Origin of the sequence: Morganella morganii H1r (assembly GCF_000633515.1) — a bacterium.
Classification (GTDB): domain Bacteria; phylum Pseudomonadota; class Gammaproteobacteria; order Enterobacterales; family Enterobacteriaceae; genus Morganella; species Morganella morganii_B.
Map to the genome: position 1 here is coordinate 227,541 of NZ_AYMP01000006.1, position 26,393 is coordinate 253,933.

Sequence of the window (26,393 nt, forward strand, 5' to 3'; positions counted from 1 at the left end):
AAATGATAAAGCAAAGGGAACGTCCGTTCCCTTTTTCCGTTTTAAGACGCCGTGATTATCAGCCGATCGTCATCAGGCTGGCATTTCCGCCCGCAGCAGCAGTATTGACACTGACAGCACGCTCATGCAGCAACAGCATCAGCGGGATCTGTGTATCACCGTGACTGAGCCCGGCGACCGGTACAATTTCTCCGCCGCGTGCGGCCACATCCCGGTTTACTGCCTGTAAGCGGTCACTGTCACCGTGGAAAATCACACCGTTAAAGACCACACCGTCCGCTGACCACTCTTCTGTCAGGGTAATTTGCGCACGAACACTGTCCGGCAGCGCGTTATACAGCGAACGGGTATGTTCCGCGACAGGCCAGAGCTGACGGCAGCCCGCCGCCAGTGTGGCACCCAGTTGCAGCAGGGCATCCTGTTCCGAATCATTCAGACCGAGAATCGTTCCGCGCGGCAGCAGATAATAACTGTTGCGTTCCCCGGTCGGCCCCGGCAGCAGACGGCAGGTGCCGGCCTGTGATAATTCACCGTAACGGATAACCGCTGTCAGGACGTCGTGGCGGCGTTGTGCTTCCAGCCAGGTGAGGAAGGTATCAAACGGTGCCAGTAACTGCGTGCGCACTGTCACATCCGGCGGGCTGAGGGCATCCTGCTCTGCCAGAAGTGTGACTACCGAATCATCAGGTTGTTCTGCCAGCAGACGGTGGAGATAGAGCGGACCACCGGCTTTCGGCCCGGTGCCGGAAAGCCCCTCACCGCCGAACGGCTGAACGCCGACCACCGCGCCGACAATGTTGCGGTTGACATAAATATTACCGGCTTCAATCTGTTGCGTCAGCTGTGCAATGGTCTCATCGATACGGGTGTGGATACCGAATGTCAGTCCGTAACCGGCCGCATTAATTTTCTCCGCCAGCGCCGGCAGGGTGTCGCGCGGGTAACGAACCACATGCAGGACAGGACCGAAAATTTCCCGTGTCAGTTCAGTAACATCATCCAGCTCAATCAGGGTCGGCGGGATAAAGGTGCCGTTAAGCAGTGCCGGTGAGCCGGTCTCCATCCCGAAAGCGGTCTGATACACCGGTCTGCCTTTGCCGCGCATTTGCTGAATATGCTGACGGATACCGTTGTGAGCCTCTTCATCAATCACCGGGCCGATATCGGTAGCCAGTATATCCGGATTACCCAGGCGGCATTCCGCCATCGCACCTTTCAGCATTTCAATGGTGCGATCAGCCACATCCTCCTGAATACAAAGCAGGCGCAGCGCCGAACAGCGTTGTCCCGCACTGTCAAAGGCGGAACTGACCACATCGGTAACCACCTGTTCTGTCAGGGCGGAGGAATCCACCACCATGGCATTCAGGCCGCCGGTTTCGGCGATCAGCGGAATGACCCTGCCTTCCGTACTGAGACGGGCGGCGAGATTACGCTGTAAAATTTTGGCAACGGCGGTGGATCCGGTAAACATCACGCCCTGAACACGCGGATCACACACCAGCTGATTACCGACGGTTTCACCATCACCCGGCAGCAATTGCAGTACCTCGCGCGGGACACCGGCATCATGCAGCAGGGATACGGCAACGGCGGCCACCAGCGGGGTTTGTTCCGCCGGTTTCGCCAGTACCGGGTTTCCGGCGGCGAGGGCGGCAGCCACCTGACCGGTGAAAATCGCCAGCGGAAAGTTCCACGGGCTGATACAGACTACCGGCCCCAGCGGACGGTGTGTATCACCGGCAAAGTGAGTTTTCACCTGAGAGGCATAATAATTCAGAAAATCAACCGCTTCACGGACCTCGGCAATCGCGTTGGCAAAGGTCTTACCGGCTTCCCGCACCAGGATCCCGAGCAGCGGCTGCAACTGATCTTCCATCAGCTGTGCGGCACGGATAAGGATGTCCGCCCGCTCCTGTGCCGGTGTGGCAAACCAGATCTCCGCCGCACCGGAGGCGGTGGCAAGGGCATGATCCACTTCATCCTCAGTGGCCGGACGAACGTGACCGACAATATCATGATGATTGGCCGGGTTTCTGACCGGCTGACTCTCTGCCGGGGCGGATGGCGTAAATGTGCCGCCGGTGATCGGCTCACTGAGCAGATTATCCCCGGCGTGACTGAGCAGGGCACTCGACAGTGATGCCAGACGGTGTTCGTTACTCAGATCCAGACCGGCGGCATTGACCCGCGTCTTGCCGTACAGATTGCGCGGCAGCGGAATTTTCGGATGCGGCAGGCCGACAGCACCTTCTTTGACCGCCATTGCCTGAACCGCCGCAACCGGGTCTTCCACCAGCATCTCCAGCGGAATCGAGCCATCGGCAATCCGGTTTACGAAGGAGGTATTTGCGCCGTTTTCCAGCAGGCGGCGCACCAGATAAGCCAGCAGGGTTTCATGGGTGCCGACCGGTGCATACACACGGCACGGACGGTTCAGTTTGCCATCCGCCACTTTACCGACCACCTGCTCATACAGCGGTTCACCCATACCGTGCAGGCACTGGAATTCATACTGGCCGGGATAGTAGTTATTGCCTGCCAGCTGATAAATGGCTGATAAGGTGTGTGCATTGTGGGTGGCGAACTGCGGATAAATAAGATTCGGTACTGACAGCAGTTTACGGGCACAGGCGAGATAAGATATATCGGTGTAAACCTTGCGGGTATACACCGGGTAGCCCTCCAGCCCGTCCACCTGGGCGCGTTTGACTTCGCTGTCCCAGTAAGCACCTTTCACCAGGCGGATCATCAGACGGCGCTGACTGCGTGATGCCAGATCAATCAGATAATCCACCACCACCGGGCAGCGTTTCTGATAGGCCTGGATAACAAAACCGATGCCGTTCCAGCCTGCCAGTTGCGGATCAAAACAGAGTTTTTCCAGTAAATCGAGGGAGATTTCCAGGCGATCAGCTTCTTCCGCATCAATATTGATACCGATATCATACTGACGTGCCATCACCACCAGGTCGCGCAGGATCGGATACAGTTCAGACATCACACGGTCATACTGCGCGCGGCTGTAGCGCGGGTGCAGGGCAGAGAGTTTGATGGAGATACCCGGCCCTTCATAAATACCGCGTCCGGCGGAGGCTTTGCCGATGGCGTGGATCGCCTGCTGATAAGAGATCAGATATGCCTGTGCATCTGCAGCTGTCAGTGCGGCTTCCCCCAGCATATCGTAAGAATAACGGAAGCCTTTGGCTTCATTTTTACGGGCATTTGCCAGCGCGCGGGCAATGGTTTCACCGGTAACAAATTGTTCGCCCATCAGACGCATTGCCATATCCACGCCTTTGCGCACCAGTGGTTCACCACTTTTGCCCAGTATACGGTTCAGTGAGCGGCTCAGTCCCGCTTCATTATGTGTGGCAACCAGTTTACCGGTGAACAGCAGCCCCCAGGTGGCGGCATTGACAAACATGGATTTGCTCTGACCGAGGTGGGCGTTCCAGTCACCGTGGCTGATTTTATCGCGGATCAGCACATCGCGGGTGGCCTTATCCGGAATACGCAGCAGCGCTTCCGCCAGACACATCAGTGCGATCCCCTCCTGGGAGGAGAGGGAAAATTCCTGAAGCAGCCCCTGTACCAATCCGGCACGTCCGCTGCTGTTTTTCTGATTACGCAGCTTTTCTGCCAGACCGTAAGCCAGCTTATGGGTTGCCTGTGCAGCTTCCGGGGAGAGTTGCGCCTGCGGCAGCAGCATGGCTACGGCTTCCGGCTCCGGAATGCGGTACGCGGATGTAATCGCTGCCCGGGTGACAGACTGCGGCAGAATATCACCGGCAAATTCCAGAAATGGCTGGCAGCTGACCGGCGGCTCAGCCGGGGCGGTGTCATCTTCCTGTGCGGAAGGTGTTCCGGTCACGGGCAGTGTGCCGTCCGGAAGCGAATCGAGCTGAGCCAGGTAATCAAAAATAGCCTGTTTGATCAGCCAGTGTGGCGTGCGATCAATTTTTTGCGCTGCGGCTTTGATCCGCTCACGGGTTTCATCATCCAGTCTGACGCCCATTGTGGTACTCACCATGTTCACTCCTCATAAACGGCTACAGGTCATGCGTTGCACATTAATATCTATGAGGTTGCAACTTTGTGCAACATTGTTAAATAACAAGATGTATAAAGTGTGAATAATGTCGCTGTTTTATGTTAACTGGTTAAAATGATTAAGAAGTAATCGGTATGAATTAAAATAAAATCATTATATAACAATAGTATATTATTGGTTTTAAGGCGTATAATAAGTAAATCAAGTGATTAACCACATCACTTTCTGATGACATATCCCGTGATAAAAATCACAAATCTTTATTTTAGTGTCGTTAATCAATTGTTGTTTTATTGTTGTTGTCGTTACTATCAGGCTGAACACAACTCATGACAAATTTAACAAATAATGATAATTGACGGGGCATTGTCTGTGCAGCCCGGGGATGGCTGAGGCGGTGTGCAACACAGTGATACTGGTGTGACGCGCATCCTGTACAGCGATTGGTACACGCAATGCTGATATGTGACGGACTATAAATTCAGTACAGGAACTTAATTATGACAATGACGCTGACCACACCGCTGATTGTGACATTTATTGTCTATATCGCCGGGATGCTGTTCATCGGCTATATGGCTTACCGCTCCACCAATAACTTTGACGACTATATTCTCGGCGGCCGCCGGATGGGCAGTTTTGTGACGGCATTATCTGCCGGTGCATCCGACATGAGCGGCTGGCTGCTGATGGGATTACCCGGTGTGGTTTTCTTCTCCGGTATTTCCGAATCCTGGATTGCCATCGGTCTGTGTATCGGTGCCTGGCTGAACTGGCGGATTGTTGCCGGTCGTCTGCGCCTTCAGACGGAAGTCAACAATGCGCTGACCCTGCCGGATTATTTCACGCAGCGTTTTGAGGATAAAAGCCGTGTTCTGCGGATTGTCTCGGCAGCCGTGATCCTGATTTTCTTCACCATTTACTGTGCTTCCGGCATCGTGGCCGGTGGTCTGCTGTTTGAAAGCACCTTCGGTATCAGTTATGAAAAAGCCATGTGGCTCGGGGCAGGGGCAACTATCGCTTATACCTTCCTCGGCGGATTCCTCGCGGTCAGCTGGACAGATACCGTACAGGCGACACTGATGATTTTCGCGTTGATTCTGACTCCGGTTATGGTGATTGTGTCTGTCGGCGGGTTTGATACCGCACTGGCGATTATCGAAGCGAAAAGCCCGGCGTATGTGGATATGTTCCGCGGGCTGGATATTGTCGCTATTATCTCTCTGCTGGGCTGGGGGCTGGGCTATTTCGGGCAGCCGCATATCCTGGCACGCTTTATGGCGGCGGATTCTCATCACACTATCCGCAGCGCACGCCGCATCAGTATGACCTGGATGATCCTCTGTCTGGCAGGCACCATTTGTGTCGGTTTCTTCGGTATTGCCTTCTTCCAGCAGAACCCGGAACTGGCGGGATCGGTGACGGAGAACCGCGAGCGGATTTTCATGAGCCTGACATCCATCTTATTCAATCCGTGGATTGCCGGTATTCTGCTCTCAGCCATCCTGGCTGCGGTTATGAGTACCCTGAGCTGTCAGTTGCTGGTCAGTGCCAGTGCCCTGACAGAAGATATCTACAAGCCGTTTTTCCGCAAAAATGCCTCACAAAAAGAGATGGTGCTGGTCGGGCGCATCATGGTGCTGGTGATTGCGGCGATTGCTATCTACATTGCAATGGACAAAAACAACAAAGTGCTGGGGCTGGTCAGTAACGCATGGGCCGGGTTCGGTGCAGCATTCGGACCGGTTATCCTGTTCTCTGTTATCTGGAAGCGGATGACCCGTAACGGTGCGCTGGCCGGGATGTTTACCGGTGCGGTGACGGTTCTTATCTGGATAGAATATAAGTGGTTTAATTTATATGAAATTATTCCGGGCTTTATTCTGGCCGGTATTGCGATTGTGGTGGTCAGCCTGGCAGGCCGTGAGCCGGACAAATCCGTTCAGGGACGTTTCACTGAGGCGGAAGACCGTTACCTCGGACGGACTGAGTAACAGAGTATAAAAACAAAAATCCCGGCGCTGCCGGGATTTTTTTGTCGGTTACTTTTGTGTTTCCGCAATGCGGCGCTTTCTGACATTCCGGTAACCGACCGCCAGCAGGATAAACCACAACGGTGTGGCAATCAGTGCCTGGCGGGTATCGGCTTCCAGTGTCAGCAGCACGATCACAAAGGCAAAAAAGGACAGACATACCCACGGGATCCAGCTGCCGAACGGCACTTTATAGACCGATGCGGCATGCAGTTGCGGACGGCGGCGGCGGAACATAATGTAGCTGTACAGGATCATACTCCAGATAAACATAAACAGGATCGCCGATACTGTTGTTACCAGGGTAAACACATGCATCACATCAGGGATAAAATAGAGCAGAATCACCCCGACAGACAAACAGATGCAGGTGAAAATCAGCCCGGTGGCCGGTACTGCCTGTTTTGACAGACGGCAGAATTGTTTTGGTGCACTGCCTTGTTTGGCTAACCCGAACAGCATCCGGCTGGTGGAAAACACGCCGCTGTTTGCAGAGGACGCTGCGGCTGTCAGCACCACAAAATTGACCAGGCTGGCAGCTGCCGGCACCCCGATCATAATAAACAGTTCCACGAACGGGCTTTTATCCGCCGGAATGGAGCGCCACGGTGTGACGGACATAATAATAATCAGCGCCAGCACATAAAACGCAATAATCCGGAACGGAATGGCATTAATGGCACGCGGCAGGGATTTTACCGGATCACGGGTTTCCGCTGCGGCAGTACCGACCAGTTCGATACCGACAAAAGCAAAAATGGCTATCTGGAACCCGGCAAAGAACCCGATTATCCCTTTCGGGAACATACCGCCGTCAGACCAGATATTGGATAATGCCGCCTCATGCCCTTCCGGTGAAACAAAATGTGTGCCGATAAGAATGCCGCCGATGATAATCAGCGCGACGATCGCAACAATTTTTATCATGGAAAACCAGAATTCCATCTCACCGAATAATTTCACTGTCGCCAGGTTCAGGGACAGCAACAGCAGAATACAGAGCAGCGAGCTGACCCAGCGCGGAAAATCCGGTGCCCAGTGCATGATATAACCGGTAATCGCCACCACATCGGCAATACCGGTGATGACCCAGCAGAACCAGTACGTCCAGCCGACAAAAAAACCGGCCCACGGGCCAATCAGGTCACCGGCAAAATCGCTGAACGATTTATAATTCAGGTTTGACAGCAGGATTTCGCCCATTGCCCGCATGACAAAGAATAAGACAAACCCGATGATCATATAGACAAATAATACCGAAGGGCCTGCCAGCGAAATTGTTTTACCGGATCCCATAAATAACCCGGTACCGATTGCCCCGCTGATGGAAATCAGCTGAATATGCCGGTTGGTTAAACTGCGTTTGAGTTCGCCGCGCGGCGGCGTGGCAGGCGTTTTTTCGTCCATAAACAAATCCGTTAAGCTAAAAAATAACCATTATTTTTATTCATTCAAAAATGGTGCTGTAAGCGAATAGTGTGACACATTTCTCAGAATGAGTAACGAGAAATTTTCCGTTAAATTCATAGGCTTGATAGATAATATAGGTCAGGAGCTATTGTTTCGCATTAGTTTTATTGTGGGTGAAAATAATATTACACGGGTTTACAAAACAGCAGAAAAGGGCATTTTTTGCAGTAACATTAATAAGAAACCCCAAATCGGCGATAACGGGTCAGAATAGTATATTTTGGGGATTTCCCGCGTATACCGGTGATATGTCACAGGGATATTTTTATTGCGGAAGGGTATTTATGGACAAAATAACACGGAGAATGGCGGCAGATTACCGGTGATATAAAACGATCCCCGCAGTACATATTATCTGCGGGGAATTATCCGGACAGGTATTATTCCGGTGCCGGAACCGGCGGGTTATTTTTTTGCAATGGCTTTGTCAGCGCGCGGCTCGACGGTGATGGAATGCTCAACCGTCAGTGCCCCTTCCTCAATATCCAGAGTAATATTCCAGTCTGCATCGAAAGGCACCACCATTCTGGCCGGAAGTTCATGGAAGAAACCACTGCCGCCATGTGTCCGGAACGGCATTCCTTTGCGGTACTGATTAAAATTCATTTTGGTCATCATTAAGACATTGCACGAACGACCACAATCCACCACTACCGTATCACCTGCTGTCAGGTGCATTCTTTTATGTAAAAACGGCATGATAACACTCCTGTTTTTATTTCCCGGGCAGAATATCCGCCACCGGTTACGTATTATTACGCAGATATAACCTGCACCGGATCCTGTTAAGGATAATAGGTACTGACCAGCATACGCGGCTGTAATGCTATTAATTTTTTCTGTTCTTCCGATAATGTGTGTGTTTCCAGCCAGCGGGCTTTGTGTTTCTCAAAATCAGGGGATTCGCCCAGATACAGTGCCAGGAGATAATTAAAATCCCGGACATTGCTCTGCTCAAATACAGAAATGACATCCCGGTAACACATATTATGCGGTAATTTAATGCGTTCGGTTAACATGCACTCCATCAGTTTCAGTGACGGAACCCCGGTATTCTGATAAACGATTTTCAGTTGAGTGATCGCTCTTTCATAACGGTTATCCGCAATCAGTAAATCACTGTAGAGCTCGCGCAGTGCAATATCATCAGGGTACTGGCTGATCAGGGTGTCAAACTGATCCAGTGCTTTTTCCTTGCCCTCATCCGTTTTGCTGCCGGAGTATTTAATCACATACGACATGGCCTGGTCTTTCGGGGCCCGCTCTGTATTTGTATACGCATAGGATGTAAACGAAAAACCCAGCATCCAGGCTAAAAATATCCAATTCTTCATGGAAATACGGTTCCCTGTGTATTTACCGTGTGATGACTGTAACACAAGAGTCACAGTGATAACTTAGGATGTTTACGAAAAACAGGGAAAGTATTGTGTAATGCGGTTAAACAGGAATACAATAAATCAGCCGTACAGGGGATGAAAACAATAAAGTGCCATTGTTTAAGATATTTTACAGAATAATCTTATGAACTGATTATTGATGTATGTCTTCTGTTAAGTGTGATTTATGAAAAAAATATCAGCAGGCGGCCGCCTGCTGACGGGATTAAATAATACCGGGAGAATTACTTTCTGTCAGTAAAATAGGCGCTAAAAGGGACAGCGTAATTATCTACGGAAAGAACCCTGTCGTTATTTTTTTCAGTTTCGACCAGTTCCGGGTTTAATGAATATCCCAGAAGCTCAGACAAAATATATTTATTCATTAATCCGCTCAGCCAGCCATCCTGATTACGGTATTTTTCAATAAGCCGGCAATCAAAAGATGAATCTCCGGATTTATACAGGAATGGGATCATAAATTGTTCAGAGCCGTTGGTGAAACCATGGCCTTTACCGATTAACTCACCATGATCAGAGGTATATATAAACGTATAGTTATCAGCCGCAGCGGTAGTTTCGTCATAAAGATTTCCTGTGATACGGTCTGTATAGCGGATTGTCCGGTCATATTCATCGCTGAACCGGTTCTTCTCGGCGTCGGTATAATTGGCGTAAGGTTTATGGCTGCCCAGTAAATGAACAATAATAAATTTATATTCATCCGGCTCTGCCAGTGCTTTTTTCAATAAACCCGGCAGTGCCATGTCATTATCTTCGTCAATGGTAATAACATCACTTCTGTTGGCGATAAAACCATATTTAGAGCCGTGAACTCCAAATACGGGCTGTGCACCTAACCAATAGGTCTTGTATCCCTGATCCTGAGCCATCTCAATAATCGATTTTTCCCGGAATAAATTTTCTTCATTTTCAGGAGTATAAAATGACAGTGACAATGAAATTGAATTCCGGGTAATTGGTGCTGATGAATGAACTTTTTCAGTAATACAGGAACCTGAACCGGTAAATATTCTTTCCATTTCAGGTGTTGTTGCGCCGGGATATCCGTAGATATGATACCGTGAAGGTGAAGATGATTCGCCGATAACAAAAACGATGACGTTATTTTCCGGTTTTTTACCGGCGATAACGGCATTGTTCAGTTTGCGGTCAGGATACTCTTCAGCATACCGGTCATTACTGACAGCGGCACCGGCTATATATAAAAGGTTACCGGCAACCACCGGGAACTTATCCCGCAGATATCTGCCCAGCTCATGAGGATCTTCCCGGAACGAAAGCATCAGGATCCGGTGATCAGCAATGGCTTCTCTGGCCAGTGAAATCAGTAAAAAGACACAGACGATAAGTGGTGATATTTTAAACCAGCGGGGGAGTGTCAGTGTCTTTTTTCTGAAAAAAAAGGTAATTAACAGGCTGACGGCCAGTGAGGGCAGCAAAATTGAAAAGACGTAATGTCCGAGCATAGCAGAAGCTTCGGAACTGTTTGTTTCTATTCCTGAATCGATAACCCCGGTAGATATTTTTTCATGAAATTCAGCAAAATAAGCTATCTCAAGAGAAAATATCAGCGTGATGATAAATCCGGTAATGACTGAAAACCACGTTTTACTGTTTAAGAGAATTAGTGTGCATAAAAATAACGCTAATGTGGCTAAATGAGGTGCAGTAGAATCACGTTTATAAATAAATGTATTTATAAGATAACTCATGATCATGAGTATTATTAGTATTGCCGGGTATTTATACTTTTTCATTATAAATTTAATATCAGGATTAGTATCAAAAATTAGCACTAAATGTTAAATGATATTTTTTAGAAAAACAATAGCGATAAAAATCAGTCTTCATCTTTCATTAATTAAATATTTTTTCCGGAAATTAACATTGCGGGTACCCTAAACACAGGGGAATGCACAAAGATTAAATACGGATTGTTTACCTGACGTTATCGCCGGTTCTTTCTGCTATCATGTACTGTGACACCCGCCGGCCGAAGGAGACACTATGTGGAACATACATCCGACACGCAGCCGCTATGCATTAGTGGCTCAGTATCTGTCGCCGCTGGATGCCCGGATTGAAGCCGGATTGCTGGAATCCGAAGGGATTAAGGTGATGCTGCTGGATGAAAATATTGTCTGGAATAATCAGATGTATGCGCAGGCTGTCGGCGGGGTGAAGTTGCTGGTTAATCAGGACGAGTTAACCCGTGCGCAGGAGATTCTGGCGGATTATCATCACGGGGATTTCGGGATTGATGAGGAAGGGGAACCGGTGGCGGCTGTTCCGGAGCCGGTGACTGCAAACAGTAAAGAAGATTATGTCAATATGGGGTTTGTTTTCATCATTTTCCTGACATTCGGACTGGCAATCCCGTTTAAGGCGCTGCATCGTCGTCTGAAAGAGAAAGCCAAATAATCTCCGGATGACGGAAAACCCGGCATCCGGCTGATACATCAGTGGTCGACAAACACAAACTTCAGCACAAACAGCAGGGCAACCAGAATCACACACGGATTCAGCTCGTTCCGGCGTCCGGTACCCAGCTTCATCACAGAGTAAGAGATAAAACCAAGTGCAATACCGTCCGTGATGGAGAAACTGAACGGCATCATAATCGCGGTGATAAAGGCAGGTACCGCGTCAGTCAGGTCATTCCAGTTTACCCGCGCCAGGCTGGATGTCATCAGCACCCCGACATAAATCAGTGCGCCGGCGACGGCATAGGCAGGTACCATCCCGGCCAGCGGGGAGAGGAAAATCACCAGCAGGAACAGGATCCCGACCACCACGGCGGTCAGCCCTGTCCGCCCGCCGACAGAGACCCCGGAGGTACTTTCAATATACGCGGTGACCGACGATGTGCCGATAAACCCGCCGATCACCGAGCTGATACTGTCCACATACAGGGCTTTCTGCATATTCGGGAATTTACCGTCTTTATCTGCCAGTCCGGCTTTATCGGTTACCCCGATAAGGGTACCCGATGAGTCAAACAGGTTAACCAGCATAAATGAGAAAATAATCCCTGACAGCCCGATATTAAAGGCCCCGGCCACATCCACTTTACCCAGCACACTGGTGACATCCGGCGGCATAGAAAAAATGCCGTTATAGGTGACATCCCCCAGCAGCCAGCCAATCAGTGTGGTGACCACAATGGAGATCAGGACCGCCGCGTGAATACGGCGGGAGGCCAGAATGGTGATAATAAAAAAGCCCAGTGCGCCGAGCCAGACGGAGTGGGAGGTCAGATCCCCCATAGAGACCAGGGTGTCCGGGTTCGCCACAACCAGACCGATATTTTTCAGCCCCATCATAGCGATAAACAGCCCGATACCGCTGGTGATCCCCACCCGCAGACTCAGCGGGATATTGGCGATCATCCAGTAACGGACGCGGAAAACAGTCAGCAGTAACATGCCAAGTGCCCCCCAGAAGATAGCCCCCATCCCGGTTTGCCAGGAGTAACCCATGGCGGAAACCACACCGAAAGCAAAAAAGGCGTTCAGTCCCATTGCCGGTGCCAGTGCAACCGGCAGATTTGCCAGACAGCCCATCAGAATACAGCCGAATGCCGCGATCAGACAGGTGGTGACGAAGACAGCCTGTGTATCCATCCCGGCAGCGCCGAGGATTTGCGGGTTAACAAAAATGATATACACCATGGTAAGAAAGGTGGTTATACCGGCGATAACTTCGGTTCGTGCCGTGGTACCGTGTGCCTGTAAACGGAATAAACGTCCCAGTACACCTGTTTCCCGGATGGTTTCCGGTGTTTGACTATCCATTTTATGCTCCTGTCTCCCGGGGAAAAGATAACTGGTCTGATAAATGCATAATCAATGCCAGCATCGTGACGACATTCCGTGAGAAACCGTAATCATCCGGTTGTGTCGCAATAATTTGTAACCATTGCGGCGGGGATCACCTTTATTCCGGTACACCTCACAGGACAGAGAGAACACCGTGAATTCACATTATCAATGTGAGAGAAAAACAGGGGACAGTGATGAACAGTGAGAAAAATAAGCACACCTGCACGCGCAGCCGTGAAGAAATGACAACACTCCTCGCCGTGGCCCGCTGTGAGGCACCGGCGGATTATCGTATTGATAATGTCAGGATCCTGGATCTGATTAACGGCGGTGAATTTCCGGGCCCGGTGGTAATAAGCGGGAATGCCATTGCCGGTGTCGGGGTGGTGTATAAGGATGCCCCGGCGCATCAGGTTATTGACGGTAAAAATGCGGTGGTTGTCCCCGGGTTTATTGACGCGCACCTGCATATTGAATCCAGCATGATGACGCCGGTCACCTTTGAGAGTGCCACGCTGCCGCTGGGAGTCACGACCATCGTGTGTGACCCCCATGAAATCGTGAACGTCATGGGGGAAGAGGGGATTGAATGGTTTCTGCGCTGCGCGGAACAGGCACAGCAGAACCAGTTTGTTCAGGTAAGTTCCTGTGTGCCTGCATTACCGGGCAGTGATGTGAACGGCGCGGAATTCCCGCTGGCAGAGATGCTGAAATACAAGGATCATCCGCATGTGCCGGGACTGGCGGAGATGATGAATTTTCCTGCGGTGATTGCCGGTGAGGCGGAAACGCTGGATAAACTGGATGCATTCCGCGGTATGACGCTGGATGGTCACTGCCCGATGGTTACCGGGAAAGACCTCAACGGCTATATTGCCGGGGGGATTGAAAACTGTCACGAATCGCACCGTTATGAGGAAGGGCTGGAAAAACTGGCGCTGGGAATGGCACTGATGATCCGAGAAGGGTCGGCGGCACGGAATCTGGATGCGCTGGCACCGCTCATCACGGCGATGAGCAGCCCGCAGTGTTTGTTATGTACCGATGACCGCAATCCGTGGGAAATCATTCATGAGGGACATATGAATGCACTGGTGTATCGTCTGATCAATCAGCATCAGATTCCGGTACATATTGCTTACCGTGTTGCCGGCTGGTCTGCCGCACGGCATTTCGGGCTGAAAAACCTCGGGCTGGTGGCGCCGGGTAAACAGGCGGATCTGGTTCTGCTGCGGGATGAGAAAACCGTAGATATTCAGGCGGTTATGTGCGGCGGTCGCTGGGTGGATAAAGCGGCGCTGCTGCGTGAGCGGGAAGCTAAACAGGCAGCATCACGTCCGCCGGTGCAGAATACCGTGCGGCGTCAGGCAGTGACAGCGCAATCTCTGGCCTTTGTGCCGGAACCGGGGCGCGAGTACCGCGCCATCAGTGTCATTCCGAATGAGCTGATCACCGGTGAACAGCGGGTCAGCTGGGACGGTCGCCGCTATGACTGCGATAATATCTGCTCGCTTGCAGTGATTGAACGCTATGGCCGCCAGACACCACCTGCAACGGCATTGCTGCACAATTTCGGCCTGACGCGCGGGGCTCTGGCATCAACGGTCAGCCACGACAGCCATAACATTGTTGTCGCCGGTATTGATCCGATGGATATGGCGCTGGCGGTGAATCAGCTGATTGCCGGTGGCGGCGGGATGTGTGTGGTTGCGGACGGGCGGGTGCTGAGCCATGCTGCACTGCCGATTGCCGGGCTGATGAGTGATAAAACAGCAGATGAAATCGCCGCTGAAATTGAATCACTGAAAGCGGCCTGCCGCGACTGCGGAGTGATGCTGAATGAGCCGTTTATTCAGATGGCATTCCTGTCACTGCCGGTGATCCCGACACTGAAACTCACCAGCCTCGGGTTATATGATGTGAACAAATTTATTTTTACACACAGTGAGTTAACGGCATAAACAGAAAAGGACAGAGGCTGTCTGTCTCTGTCCTTCTTCTCTGTTCACTACAGCAACTACAGCACGCGGCTGAGAAACGCGGCGGTACGCGGGTTCTGCGGGTGATTAAAAATCTGCTCCGGTGTGCCGGACTCCTGAATGATCCCCTGGTCGATAAAAAAGACGCGGTCTGCCACTTCGCGGGCAAAATTCATCTCATGGGTCACAATCACCATTGTCATGCCCTCATGGGCAAGGGCTTTCATCACATTGAGCACTTCACCGACCAGTTCCGGGTCAAGCGCGGAAGTCGGTTCATCGAACAGCAGCACCGTCGGATCCATCGCCAGGGCACGGGCAATAGCGACGCGCTGCTGCTGACCGCCGGATAAACTCTCCGGCCAGGCATCAATTTTGTCCGGCAGACCGACCTTTTCCAGCAACCGCTCCGCTTTAAGCAGGGCATCGGCTTTTTTCAGTCCTGATACCATCAGCGGCGCCATTGTAATGTTATCCAGCACCGTCATATGCGGAAACAGATTGAAGCGCTGAAATACCATACCGGTATGTTCGCGCATTTTGTTCAAATCTGTTTTCGGATCACACACATCGGTGCCGTTTACCACAATCTCACCGGAATCCGGGCGTTCCAGGGCATTCAGGCAGCGCAGAAAGGTGCTTTTTCCGGAGCCGGACGGCCCTATCACACAGACAACTTCCTGCGGACGGATATCACAGCTGATGCCGCGCAGCACATGGGTATTACCGAATTTTTTCTGTAAATTATTAACGTGAATCACTTCTGCTCAACCTTCTTTCGGTGTATTGAACCAGCTGCGCCAGCAGGAATGTCAGCATCCAGTAAATAACGGAGATGACCAGGTACGGCTCCCAGTAAGTCGCATATGCGCCGGATACTGTCCGTGCAGCATAGGCAAGGTCGGCAAGGCCGATAGCGGAGGCCAGGGAGGAATCTTTGACAATCGCGATCGCATTGTTACCCAGCGGCGGCAGAATACGGCGGAAAGCCTGCGGCAGGATCACCTTGCGCATGGTTTTCCCCCAGCTCATGCCCAGTGCGCGGGAGGCTTCTGTCTGACCGCGATCGACAGCCTGGATCCCGGCGCGGAAAATTTCGGAAACATACGCCCCGGCATTGAGTGTGATAGCAACAATACAGGAGAGAAATGCGCCGTACTCAGATCGCAGCATTCTGGCGGTGTCGGAGCTGATAATACCGCTGGTGACCATCAGACCGTCACGCGGGTTGATAAACAGCGGCACCAGTGCAAAGTGAACCACCATGATCTGTACAAACAGCGGCGTACCGCGGAATGCACTGACATAAAACCGTACCGGATACTGCACAAAGAACAGCAGCAGCCATTTTGCCGGGCCGCGTTCGGCACGGGCTGTCCGGCCGAGGCCGAGCGTCAGTCCCCAGAGGGTCCCCAGGATGACGCAGATAATCGTACATTTTATTGTCATCAGCGCCCCGTCCATAAATAACGGAGCGTATTCTTCTATAATTTCCCAGCGGAAAGCTGACATAACATCCATCCTGAAAAAACAGATCAAACCCGCCGCAGGGCGGGTTTATAATCAGACAAATAATGAATTACTGCGCGGGCAGGGCAGGTACGTCGTTATCGAACCATTTCTGATAGATTTTGGCGTAAGTACCGTCGGCAATAATTTTTGCCAGACCACGGTTAATTTTTTCCTGTAATTCCGTATTACCTTTGGCGACTGCAATACCGAAATACTGTTTTTCAAAATGATTGTCGTAAATCAGCTTAAATTTCTTATCGGGGTGGGTTTTTATATAAAACTTCACCACACCGACATCGCCGACCGCCGCATCCACGCCGTCTTCATATAATTCCTGTAACAGCAGCGGGGTATTATCAAAGCGTTTGATGGCAGTACTGGTTTTACCGAGCACATCAGAGACCACAATATCCCCGGTGCTGGAGTTCACCACGCCGACATTATATTTACTCAGTTCAGATAATGCGCTGATCGGTGAATTCTCATTTACCACAATTGCCTGTTCTGCCGGGAAATACGGAGCGGAGAAATCCACCATCTGTTTGCGTTTATCGGTGATGGTAATACCGGAAATTAAAATATCGCGATCCCCGGTAGACAGTGTGGCGAAAATACCTTCCCACGGCGTATTGATTAATTTGACGTCAAAATCTTCGGCGGCAGCAACCGCTTTGATAATATCGATATCAAACCCTTCGAGTTGTTTCTCACTGTTTTCAAATTCAAACGGGCGATAGGTGCCGCCCGCACCGACCACATAGGTTTCTTTGGCCTGACTTACCCCGGTGAATGCTAATAATGATAAACAGCCTGCAAAGACTAATTTCTTAAACATGACAACCTCATTTTTATGCGTGATTTTCAATTAAAAATACATAAATATTCACTTAATGGCAATAACTATTTAAAAATAAGCAAGGCAGCAGCAGATAATCAGCTTGCGGAACAAAGCAGGCAGCGCCTTATACGGGAAAGTGAGCAAAACAGAGCGGATATGGCGGAACATGCGGAGGAATGTGGTTCAGAATACACCGGCAGGTATCAGCGGTGTGGTGCGGTACGGGTAAACCGCATCATTCCCCAGTAGCTGTTATGCGTTTTTTCTGTCATCTGCCAGCCGGATTGTTCCAGTGCAGGGCGCAGGGCGTGATTGATAATCCGGTGTGCCATGACCAGTACGGCACCGTGTTCCTGTGCATAACCGGCCAGGATTTTCGCGGCGCACTGTGCCCGCCCGCGTACCTGCGCCACAGAGGGAACAGATTTTCCGCCACCCCCCAGCCACAGCAGACGGAACGCCGTTACCCACCACATCGGCGGCAGTTTTACCGGCATCAGCAGTGCGGGAGAGAACAGGGGAAGGACCGCTTCATGCAGCTCATCAACAATGGCGCGGGGCGTGATCCCGAGAACGTCCAGAGATGCCGTGGTACGGAACAGCGGACTGGCTACCGGGAAATAACGGGACAATGCTTCTGCAGACAGCGGTAACGGCGGCGCTGCAGGCGGGATAATCCCGCCCGCATCATATTCCGCCAGCCAGGCGCGGAGGTCGCGCAGCGCCAGCGGTGTTTTTTTATCCGGCACCGGTTCACCGTGGCGGATCAGCAGAATTTCCTGAGTCATCAGGTATAAAAATATTTCAGCACATGGAAGAAGACCGGGGCGGCGAAGCAGAGGGAGTCGAGTCTGTCCATCATGCCGCCGTGCCCCTCAATCATGGCACCGAAATCTTTGATCCCGCTGTCCCGCTTGATAGCGGACATGCACAATCCGCCCGCGAAACCGGCCAGACAAATCATCACTGAGAGCAGGAATGCCGCCCACGGGCTGAACGGTGTGGCCCACCACAGCGCCATCCCGACACAGCTGGCACTGAGGATCCCGCCGATAAAGCCTTCAACGGTTTTGTTCGGGCTCAGTTTCGGCACAATCGGGTGTTTGCCGAACAGTTTACCGAACACATATTGCAGCACGTCAGAAATCTGAACCACGATCATCAGAAACAGCAGCAGGTTGATGTTATCGGTGAAACCCGGAATCGGCAGTACCAGCAGTGCAGGGGCGTAACTGAGGCAGTAAACTGCAATCATCACACTCCACTGGATTTTTGCCATGCGCTCCAGGAAGTGGCGGGTGTCACCAGAGAGTACCATGCGGGTCGGGATAAACAGGAACGCATAGACGGGGATAAAGACCGCCAGCAGGTTATACCACTGAACGCCGACCAGTACATACTGCACCGGCAGGATGATAAAGAAACACCAGAACAGGGCACCGTGGTCGGCGCGGTGTGTCGGCGTCAGGGTGATAAGCTCGCGCAGTGCCAGCAGGGACATAAAGGCAAACAGTACCACAGAGCCGACAGGCCCTATGCTGATAGCGACAGCGGCGATAATACACATCAGCCACCAGGCGCGGATACGGGCATTCAGGTTACTGATAACCGAGGTATTTCCTTTAATCTGTTTCAGGATCAGGCCGATAACCGTTGCCACCGCCAGGAACCCGAACAGCCCGCTGAAGATCCAGAATAACTCATTATCTTTCATGATGTATTGCCTCTAACGCCAGGCGGGTCCGCACTAAAAAGTCCGCTTTGCTCTCTTCTCCCCCGGCCGGTTCAACCGGAGCACCGAATGTGGCGGTGCAGATAATCGGCACAACCAGCCGTGAGCCTTTCGGCAGCACACGGTTGAGGTTTTCCAGATAAACCGGCACCAGCACCGCATCCGGATTATTGCGTGATAAATGCCAGAGCCCGGCTTTGAAATCCTGAATTTTTTCACCGTCGCCGCGCGTACCTTCCGGGAATAAAATCAGGGAATCCCCGCTATTGAGGACATTCTGCATCACATCCAGCGGATTCTCCGCCGGGGTGGTTTCCTGCTGTTCATCCGCTGTTGCCGGTTCGGTTTTTTTACCGCGTGCAATCAGCACGGCACCGAAGATGCGTTTGGCAATATAGCGGCGGAACCGGGTTTTATTCCAGTAATCCTGCGCTGCGACCGGATGAACATGTTTGCGTGCCGCGTTGTTCAGGCAGGACCAGATCACCAGCCCGTCAAGGTGGCTGGAGTGGTTGGCATAATAAATACAGGGCTTACCTTCCGGCAGCGGGGCATTCTGTTTTGCGCGGATCCCGGTCAGAAACCGGCATACCGACACCAGCAGCGCCGAGACAATTTTTTGATCCGGCGAAAACGTTTTACGGGTCATCCTTTATGTTCCTTACGTAAATCAGCCCCGGCAGGGCTGCGCAGGCCGCCTTCGGCGAATAACGCACAGACTGAACCGGCGACAGAGATCCTGTTGGGGGTTACACCGCGCCGTTGCAGCGGACGCCGGTCCCTGATTTCTTCTGATTCCATATCCTTTCCGTCATATGAAAATTAATCTGTTGATAATATAAGGTTTCGTAACGTATTAATAATAGTGATGCAGCAAAATTGCCAGATATTTCTTTACAACACGACGATGAGAATAACGGTATATCTTAGCTGAAAAGCGACTAAGGCAAGCCGCGGTGCTTATGGCAGGATAGCAGCATAACCAGGCAGACTATTATTGAGGTGATTATGTCAGAACATGTACGCCGCCCTTTACGGACAGAAACCCGGCTGACGCAGAGCGGCCGTAACCCCGCGTCACAGCACGGATTTGTGAATACCCCGGTATACCGCGGCTCTACCGTGGTTTTCCCCACGTATGATGCCCTGATCAACCGCCGGGCGGAATTTCATTACGGCACTGACGGTACCCCGACGATTGCGGCGCTGGAAAATGCCTGGAGTGAACTGACCGGCGCTGCGGGTACGGTGTTATCCCCGTCCGGGCTGGGCGCGGTGACACTTGCGTTGCTGACTGCCCTGAAAAGCGGTGACCATCTGCTGATGACAGATTCCGTTTATCACCCGACCCGGCAGTTATGCGGCGGTCTGCTGGCAAAGATGGGCATTACCACCACCTATTATGATCCGCTGATCGGCGCGGGGATTGAATCGCTTATCCGCCCGGAAACAACCGTGATTTTCCTTGAATCCCCCGGCTCCCAGACGTTCGAGGTACAGGATATCCCGGCAATTACCGCCGTGGCGAAACGCCATCATGTGACAACCGTTATTGATAACACCTGGGCGACACCACTCTTTTTCCGTGCTCATGAGCACGGTTGTGATATCTCCCTGGAAGCGGGTACCAAATACCCCGGCGGTCATTCGGATGTGCTGATGGGGCTGGTTTCGGCCAATGCGCAGTGGTGGCCGGCACTGCGCAATACCTATGACCAGATGGCGATGCTGCCCGGGGCTGAGGACTGTTTCCTTGTGCTGCGCGGTCTGCGCACACTGCATATCCGCCTGAAAGAAGCGCAGCACCGGGCGCTGAAAGTTGCGGAGTGGTTACAGTCCCGCCCGGAAGTCAGCAAAGTGCTGCATCCTGCCTTCCCGGAATGTCCGGGGCATGCTATCTGGAAGCGGGATTTCACCGGCTCTTCCGGCCTGTTCTCGGTGGTTCTGAATGCGAAATACACCACCGGCGATCTCGCTGCGATGCTTGACGGGCTGGCTATTTTCGCAATGGGTTATTCCTGGGGCGGGTTTGAGAGCCTGATAGTGCCGTTTGACTGCAGCCGTTACCGGACGGTCACTGACTGGCAGCCGGGCGGCCTGACACTGCGCCTGCAAATCGGCCTGGAAGACACGGAAGATTTGATTGCGGATTTGACCGCCGGATTTGAACGGCTGAATGCGGCGTACTGATAAAAAAACACGCCCGGAAATCCGGGCGTGTTTTCAGAAAAATGGCATTAAATACTCGGCAGATAACCGGCACTTTTGATGAATTCGATGGAGATCACCAGCAGGCCGAACAGGAAGATAAAGATCAGTACACCATTTCCGCCTGCGACACGGTAAGCACCGGCTTTCGGGTTCTGCCGTACTTTCCATGCTAATAATGACGGCAGGATCAGCGCCAGGAAGGAGAGTGCCATTGCGGCATACGCCAGCGCGCCGGTAAAGCTTTTGTAGTACAGGGCGCAAATCAGCGGCAGGGCAAAGGTCAGGATCCCGGTCTGAGTACGGCCGAAGGCAGAATTTTTGCGTCTGAACAGGTCAGCCAGATAATCAAATAACCCCAGCGCCACCCCCAGGAACGAGGTAGCCAGTGCCAGATCCATAAACAGGCTGACAGCGATATCCACGTATTTATTGGCCACGGTTTCACTGAGTGCGGTCAGTAAGCCGTCAAGGCCGGATTTCTGCGCCAGAATACCAAAGAAGGTATCGGACGGGATCGCGCCGAGAGTGGCAACCTGCCACAGCAGATACGCCACCAGCGGAATGGCGCTGCCGGTGAGGAAAATAAAGCGCAGCTTTTTGCTGTCGCCGTTCATGTAATTCACCAGGCTCGGCACACTGCCGTGGAAACCAAAGGAGGTAAAGACCAGCGGAATAGCGGAAAGCACCAGTCCGTTCTGGATCGGCATGCTGACAAGGTTGGTCATATTCACATGCGGCATCATGACAGCGAGCATGATGATCAGGAAGATAATTTTGCCGGTGAACAGAATGCGGTTAATAAAATCAACCGAGTGCGTTCCGACACACACCACGAGGCCACCGACGAGGGTGAAAATAATGGTCGCGGTGCCCGGTGTAACAGATATTTGCCACCAGCTTAGCAGGCTGGCGGAGATCATTTCCCCCGCACCGCCGATATAGGCAGTGGTCAGGGCATACATCAGCAATAACATGCTGAAACCGGTCAGGATCTGACCCGGTAATCCGAGGTATTGACGGGCGACACTGCCTAAACCGGTGTCCGGTGAACTGTACTGATACACTTCAACCATCAGTAAGGCGGTGTAGCTCATGATAGCCCACAGGCCGATCAGAATAACCGCAATGACCGGAAAACCGATCCCCGCAGCCGCCAGGGGCATTGCCAGCATACCGGCACCGATCGTTGTTCCCGCAACAATCAGAACACTGCCGAGTGTACGATTTTTCACCAAAACCTCATGATATTTCAATCAATAATATGTGGGCAAAGCGTAATGAAAAACGGGAAGGGTGTCAAATTTAAATTACGTATTACGTAAAGATTTCGTTACACATTTGATGTAAAAAAACCGGATTGCATATCCGGTCACAAAACAGCTTACAACTCGATGTCGATGTCACTCAGCGGGTAGCAACTGCAGGGAAGAATTTCACCGTCATTAATAAACGCCACCGGTCGCTGCCGGTAACCGACTTTGCCGCGTTTCAGGCGGACACGGCAGGCACCGCAGTAACCTTCACGGCACTGGTATTCCACCGGGACGGACTGTTCGAGTGTATTGAGCAGGTTGTTGTGTTCTTCGCTGACATAATGCAGCTGAATACCCTGCATGTTGCCATGCAGGGTGATTTTATAGCGGGGCATCAGAGTTCGAAGTTACTCAGTTCGTCAGTGTTGACCTCAGAGTCAATCTGGCCGACCAGATAGGAGCTGACTTCCACTTCCTGTGGTGCCACCTGGACGTTATCAGATACCAGCCAGGCGTTGATCCACGGAATCGGGTTCGAGCGGACTTTGAACGGCAGCGGCAGACCCACCGCCTGCATGCGGATATTGGTGATATATTCCACATACTGACACAGGATATCTTTGTTCAGACCAATCATAGAGCCGTTGCAGAACAGGTAATCTGCCCACTCTTTTTCCTGCTCCGCCGCACGGACAAACAGATCATAGCAATCCTGTTCGCACTCTCTGGCGATTTCCGCCATTTCCGGATCATCCTGGCCGCTGCGCAGCAGGTTGAGCATATGCTGGGTGCCGGTCAGGTGCAGTGCTTCATCACGGGCGATCAGTTTGATGATTTTCGCATTACCCTCCATCAGTTCGCGCTCGGCAAAAGCGAAAGAGCAGGCGAAACTGACATAGAAACGGATCGCTTCCAGTGCGTTGACGCTCATCAGGCACAGATACAGCTGGCGTTTCAGGGCGCGCAGGGTAACAGTAAAGGTTTTACCGTTTGCCGTGTGTGTACCTTCACCAAACATATGATATTCATTGGTCATACGGATAAGATCATCATAATAGCCGGAAATATCTTCCGCGCGTTTGATGATCTCTTCGTTTGCCACGATATCATCGAACACCACCGACGGGTCATTCACGATATTACGGATAATATGCGTGTAAGAACGGGAGTGAATGGTTTCCGAGAAAGACCAGGTTTCCACCCAGGTTTCCAGCTCCGGAATGGAGATCAGCGGCAGCAGCGCCACGTTCGGGCTGCGGCCCTGGATGGAATCCAGCAGGGTCTGGTATTTCAGGTTACTGATAAAAATGTGCTTTTCGTGATCCGGCAGGGCATTGTAGTCAATGCGGTCGCGGGATACGTCCACTTCTTCCGGACGCCAGAAGAAAGAGAGCTGTTTTTCAATCAGTGATTCAAAAATCGGGTACTTCTGCTGATCATAACGGGCAACGTTTACCGGCTGCCCGAAGAACATCGGTTCTTTCAGCTGATCATTATGTACCTGCGAAAATGTTGTATAAGACATTATTTATTCACCTTAAATTTTACACGCGCCGCCTTCACAACCATCATCGTCGGCGATAACCACTTCCTCAGGCAGATCTTCCTGGGTATCTTCCGCACCATCGCGGGTATTGTGGTAATACAGTGTTTTCACGCCGTATTTATAGGCCAGCAGCAAATCCTTCAGTAACTGGTTCATCGGCACTTTGCCGCTCGGGAACCGGGTCGGGTCATAGTTAGTGTTGGACGAAATTGCCTGATCGACAAACTTCTGCATGATCCCCACCAGCTGGAGATACCCTTCGTTACCCGGCATCTGCCATAACAGCTCATAGGCGGATTTCAGCCGCTCATACTCCGGCACGACCTGGCGCAGAATGCCGTCTTTCGAGGCTTTCACGCTGATATAACCGCGCGGCGGCTCAATGCCGTTGGTGGCATTAGAGATCTGCGAGGATGTCTCTGACGGCATCAGGGCAGACAGGGTGGAGTTGCGCAGACCGTGTTTTTTGATCTCTTCGCGCAGGCCTTCCCAGTCATAATGCAGCGGCTCGTTGGTCAGTTGATCCAGCGTTTTCTTGTACGTGTCGATCGGCAGAATGCCCTGTGAATAGGTGGTTTCGTTAAACCACGGGCATGCACCGTACTCTTTTGCCAGCTCATTGGACGCTTTCAGCAGGTAATACTGAATAGCTTCAAAGGTGCGGTGAGTCAGGTTATTGGCACTGCCGTCAGAATAACGCACGCCGTGTTTCGCCAGGTAGTAAGCGAAGTTAATCACCCCGATACCGAGGGTACGGCGGCCCATTGAGCCTTTGCGTGCCGCTTCAATCGGATAATCCTGGTAATCGAGCAGGGCATCCAGGGCGCGTACTGCTAGGATAGCCAGCTCTTCCAGCTCATCGAGGTTATCAATGGCGCCCAGGTTAAACGCGGACAGCGTACACAGCGCGATTTCCCCGTTCGGATCATTCATGTCGCTGAGCGGTTTGGTCGGCAGGGCGATTTCCAGACACAGGTTGGACTGGCGCACCGGCGCGATAAACGGGTCAAACGGGCTGTGGGTGTTACAGTGATCCACGTTCTGAATATAGATACGGCCGGTAGAGGCACGTTCCTGCATCATCAGGGAGAACAGCTCCACGGCTTTCAGCGTTTGTTTGCGGATTGACGGATCTTTTTCGTACTGCACATAAAGACGCTCAAACGCATCCTGATCGGCGAAGAACGCGTCATATAACCCCGGTACGTCTGACGGGCTGAACAGGGTGATATCCTGGCCTTTGATCAGGCGCTCATACATCAGTTTGTTGATCTGGACGCCGTAATCGAGGTGGCGGACACGGTTGCCCTCAACACCCCGGTTGTTTTTCAGAACCAGCAGGCTTTCCACTTCCAGATGCCAGATAGGGTAGAACAGTGTTGCCGCACCACCGCGCACACCGCCCTGAGAGCAGGATTTCACGGCGGTCTGGAAATGCTTGTAGAACGGAATACAGCCGGTATGGAATGCCTCACCGCCGCGGATCGGGCTGCCGAGTGCGCGGATACGGCCCGCGTTGATACCGATACCGGCACGCTGGGACACGTATTTGACAATCGCACCGGAGGTCGCGTTAATGGAATCCAGGCTGTCGCCGCACTCGATCAGCACACAGGAGCTGAACTGGCGGGTCGGGGTGCGGACACCGGCCATGATCGGTGTCGGCAGGGAAATCTTAAAGGTTGACGTGGCGTCATAGAACCGGCGGATATAATCCAGACGGGTCTCTTTCGGGTAATGCGAGAACAGACAGGCCGCAACCAGGATATACAGGAACTGTGCGCTTTCATACACTTCGCCGGTAACCCGGTTCTGAACCAGATATTTCCCTTCCAGCTGTTTGACAGCGGCGTAGGAGAAATTCATATCGCGCCAGTGATCGATGAATTCATTCATCTGGTCAAATTCAGCTTCGGTGTAATCGGTTAACAGATTTTCGTCATATTTACCGGCAGCCACCATTTTCTGCACATGGGCATATAACGCCGGCGGCTCAAACTGGCCGTAGGCTTTTTTGCGCAGGTTAAAAATGGCCAGGCGGGCAGCCAGATACTGATAATCCGGGGTTTCAGCGGAAATCAGGTCGGCGGCGGCCTTAATCATGGTTTCATGAATATCTGCGGTACGGATCCCGTCATAGAACTGAATCTGGGAACGTAACTCGACCTGGGAGACAGAGACATTATTCAGGCCTTCGGCGGCCCAGGTAATGACGCGGTGGATTTTGTCTAAATCGATACGTTCTTTGTGACCATCTCGTTTGGTAACAAGCAGATTCTGGTTCATCAGTTGATATACCCTGTTTTGAAAAGGACACCTTACTGTGATTAACACGCTGATAATGTATATCAGCCCGATAAAAAACGATCCCTGAAACAATTGTTCCGGGAAAGTCAATAGCGGGTGATGAGCGATTTAAACACAAGATGTAGTGTGTCTGTAAAAGATGGGTAACAAGATAATGATAAATGCGCTCAGGATCAAGTGTATAAAATCAGGATCTTTTGTGGATAACTTGAGGATAGTTACCCATGGACGGAG

General features: G+C 51.7%; 21 protein-coding genes. 4 read left to right on the forward strand and 17 right to left on the reverse strand.

Annotated elements, in window-relative coordinates:
* Positions 1-58: 58 nt before the first annotated feature.
* Positions 59-4,033, reverse strand: a complete 3,975-nt coding sequence (gene putA, locus U868_RS0104340; protein WP_025152219.1) for a trifunctional transcriptional regulator/proline dehydrogenase/L-glutamate gamma-semialdehyde dehydrogenase — start codon at positions 4,031-4,033, stop codon at positions 59-61.
* Between the two features lie 527 nt (positions 4,034-4,560).
* Here putA and putP point away from each other — a divergent pair.
* Positions 4,561-6,048, forward strand: a complete 1,488-nt coding sequence (gene putP, locus U868_RS0104345; RefSeq protein ID WP_025152220.1) for a sodium/proline symporter PutP — start codon at positions 4,561-4,563, stop codon at positions 6,046-6,048.
* A 48-nt stretch (positions 6,049-6,096) separates the two neighbouring features.
* Here the strand turns inward: putP and cycA are convergent, their stop codons facing one another.
* The 4 genes from cycA to U868_RS0104370 all read right to left on the reverse strand — a co-directional run bounded on the left by cycA (position 6,097) and on the right by U868_RS0104370 (position 10,678).
* The gene (gene cycA / locus U868_RS0104350) at positions 6,097-7,494 is read right to left on the reverse strand and encodes a D-serine/D-alanine/glycine transporter (protein WP_025152221.1); all 1,398 of its coding nucleotides are present in this window, start codon (positions 7,492-7,494) and stop codon (positions 6,097-6,099) included.
* A 468-nt stretch (positions 7,495-7,962) separates the two neighbouring features.
* Entirely contained in the window at positions 7,963-8,256 is a 294-nt protein-coding gene (locus tag U868_RS0104360; protein ID WP_025152223.1) for a DUF1883 domain-containing protein, read from the reverse strand.
* 86 nt (positions 8,257-8,342) lie between these two features.
* A complete protein-coding gene (locus tag U868_RS0104365) occupies positions 8,343-8,891 on the reverse strand; it encodes a hypothetical protein (RefSeq protein WP_025152224.1) in 549 nt (182 codons plus the stop codon).
* A 290-nt stretch (positions 8,892-9,181) separates the two neighbouring features.
* The gene (locus U868_RS0104370) at positions 9,182-10,678 is read right to left on the reverse strand and encodes a phosphoethanolamine transferase (RefSeq protein WP_025152225.1); all 1,497 of its coding nucleotides are present in this window, start codon (positions 10,676-10,678) and stop codon (positions 9,182-9,184) included.
* A 289-nt stretch (positions 10,679-10,967) separates the two neighbouring features.
* Here U868_RS0104370 and U868_RS0104375 point away from each other — a divergent pair, with 289 nt between their 5' ends.
* Positions 10,968-11,381, forward strand: a complete 414-nt coding sequence (locus tag U868_RS0104375; RefSeq protein WP_025152226.1) for a putative signal transducing protein — start codon at positions 10,968-10,970, stop codon at positions 11,379-11,381.
* A 38-nt stretch (positions 11,382-11,419) separates the two neighbouring features.
* Here U868_RS0104375 and U868_RS0104380 read toward each other — a convergent pair whose 3' ends face one another.
* Positions 11,420-12,754, reverse strand: coding sequence for an NCS2 family permease (locus U868_RS0104380; protein WP_025152227.1), 1,335 nt, complete (start codon positions 12,752-12,754; stop codon positions 11,420-11,422).
* 221 nt (positions 12,755-12,975) lie between these two features.
* Here U868_RS0104380 and adeD point away from each other — a divergent pair, with 221 nt between their 5' ends.
* The gene (gene adeD, locus U868_RS0104385) at positions 12,976-14,742 is read left to right on the forward strand and encodes an adenine deaminase (protein ID WP_025152228.1); all 1,767 of its coding nucleotides are present in this window, start codon (positions 12,976-12,978) and stop codon (positions 14,740-14,742) included.
* A 56-nt stretch (positions 14,743-14,798) separates the two neighbouring features.
* Here the strand turns inward: adeD and U868_RS0104390 are convergent, their stop codons facing one another.
* From U868_RS0104390 to U868_RS25850, 7 genes are all read right to left on the reverse strand, one after another.
* A complete protein-coding gene (locus U868_RS0104390; RefSeq protein ID WP_004240079.1) occupies positions 14,799-15,521 on the reverse strand; it encodes an amino acid ABC transporter ATP-binding protein in 723 nt (240 codons plus the stop codon).
* Positions 15,508-16,272 (reverse strand): amino acid ABC transporter permease, encoded by a 765-nt coding sequence (locus tag U868_RS0104395; protein WP_025152229.1) that lies wholly within the window; start codon positions 16,270-16,272, stop codon positions 15,508-15,510. The genes U868_RS0104390 and U868_RS0104395 overlap by 14 nt, the downstream gene beginning before the upstream one ends.
* Before the next feature lie 67 nt (positions 16,273-16,339).
* Positions 16,340-17,107: a basic amino acid ABC transporter substrate-binding protein gene (locus U868_RS0104400; protein WP_025152230.1), complete on the reverse strand. Its 768-nt coding sequence runs from the start codon at positions 17,105-17,107 to the stop codon at positions 16,340-16,342.
* A 206-nt stretch (positions 17,108-17,313) separates the two neighbouring features.
* Positions 17,314-17,898, reverse strand: a complete 585-nt coding sequence (locus U868_RS0104405) for a hypothetical protein (RefSeq protein ID WP_025152231.1) — start codon at positions 17,896-17,898, stop codon at positions 17,314-17,316.
* Positions 17,898-18,824, reverse strand: coding sequence for a phosphatidate cytidylyltransferase (locus U868_RS0104410; protein WP_025152232.1), 927 nt, complete (start codon positions 18,822-18,824; stop codon positions 17,898-17,900). The genes U868_RS0104405 and U868_RS0104410 overlap by 1 nt, the downstream gene beginning before the upstream one ends.
* Complete coding sequence (locus tag U868_RS0104415) at positions 18,814-19,491, reverse strand: lysophospholipid acyltransferase family protein (RefSeq protein ID WP_025152233.1); 678 nt, start codon at positions 19,489-19,491, stop codon at positions 18,814-18,816. The genes U868_RS0104410 and U868_RS0104415 overlap by 11 nt, the downstream gene beginning before the upstream one ends.
* Entirely contained in the window at positions 19,488-19,643 is a 156-nt protein-coding gene (locus U868_RS25850; protein WP_240182656.1) for a hypothetical protein, read from the reverse strand. The genes U868_RS0104415 and U868_RS25850 overlap by 4 nt, the downstream gene beginning before the upstream one ends.
* 207 nt (positions 19,644-19,850) lie before the next feature.
* Here U868_RS25850 and metC point away from each other — a divergent pair, with 207 nt between their 5' ends.
* Positions 19,851-21,032: a cystathionine beta-lyase gene (gene metC, locus U868_RS0104425; protein WP_025152234.1), complete on the forward strand. Its 1,182-nt coding sequence runs from the start codon at positions 19,851-19,853 to the stop codon at positions 21,030-21,032.
* A gap of 47 nt (positions 21,033-21,079) precedes the next feature.
* Here the strand turns inward: metC and tyrP are convergent, their stop codons facing one another.
* From tyrP to nrdA, 4 genes are all read right to left on the reverse strand, one after another.
* Positions 21,080-22,225 carry a tyrosine transporter TyrP gene (gene tyrP / locus U868_RS0104430; RefSeq protein WP_430623530.1) on the reverse strand — a complete coding sequence of 382 codons (1,146 nt, stop codon included), beginning with the start codon at positions 22,223-22,225 and terminating at the stop codon, positions 21,080-21,082.
* 209 nt (positions 22,226-22,434) lie between these two features.
* Positions 22,435-22,701, reverse strand: a complete 267-nt coding sequence (gene yfaE, locus U868_RS0104435) for a class I ribonucleotide reductase maintenance protein YfaE (RefSeq protein ID WP_004236769.1) — start codon at positions 22,699-22,701, stop codon at positions 22,435-22,437.
* A complete protein-coding gene (gene nrdB, locus U868_RS0104440) occupies positions 22,701-23,831 on the reverse strand; it encodes a class Ia ribonucleoside-diphosphate reductase subunit beta (RefSeq protein ID WP_025152236.1) in 1,131 nt (376 codons plus the stop codon). Before nrdB ends, yfaE begins: the two co-directional genes overlap by 1 nt.
* Positions 23,832-23,843: 12 nt before the next feature.
* Positions 23,844-26,138: a class 1a ribonucleoside-diphosphate reductase subunit alpha gene (gene nrdA / locus U868_RS0104445; RefSeq protein WP_025152237.1), complete on the reverse strand. Its 2,295-nt coding sequence runs from the start codon at positions 26,136-26,138 to the stop codon at positions 23,844-23,846.
* Positions 26,139-26,393 lie beyond the last annotated feature (255 nt).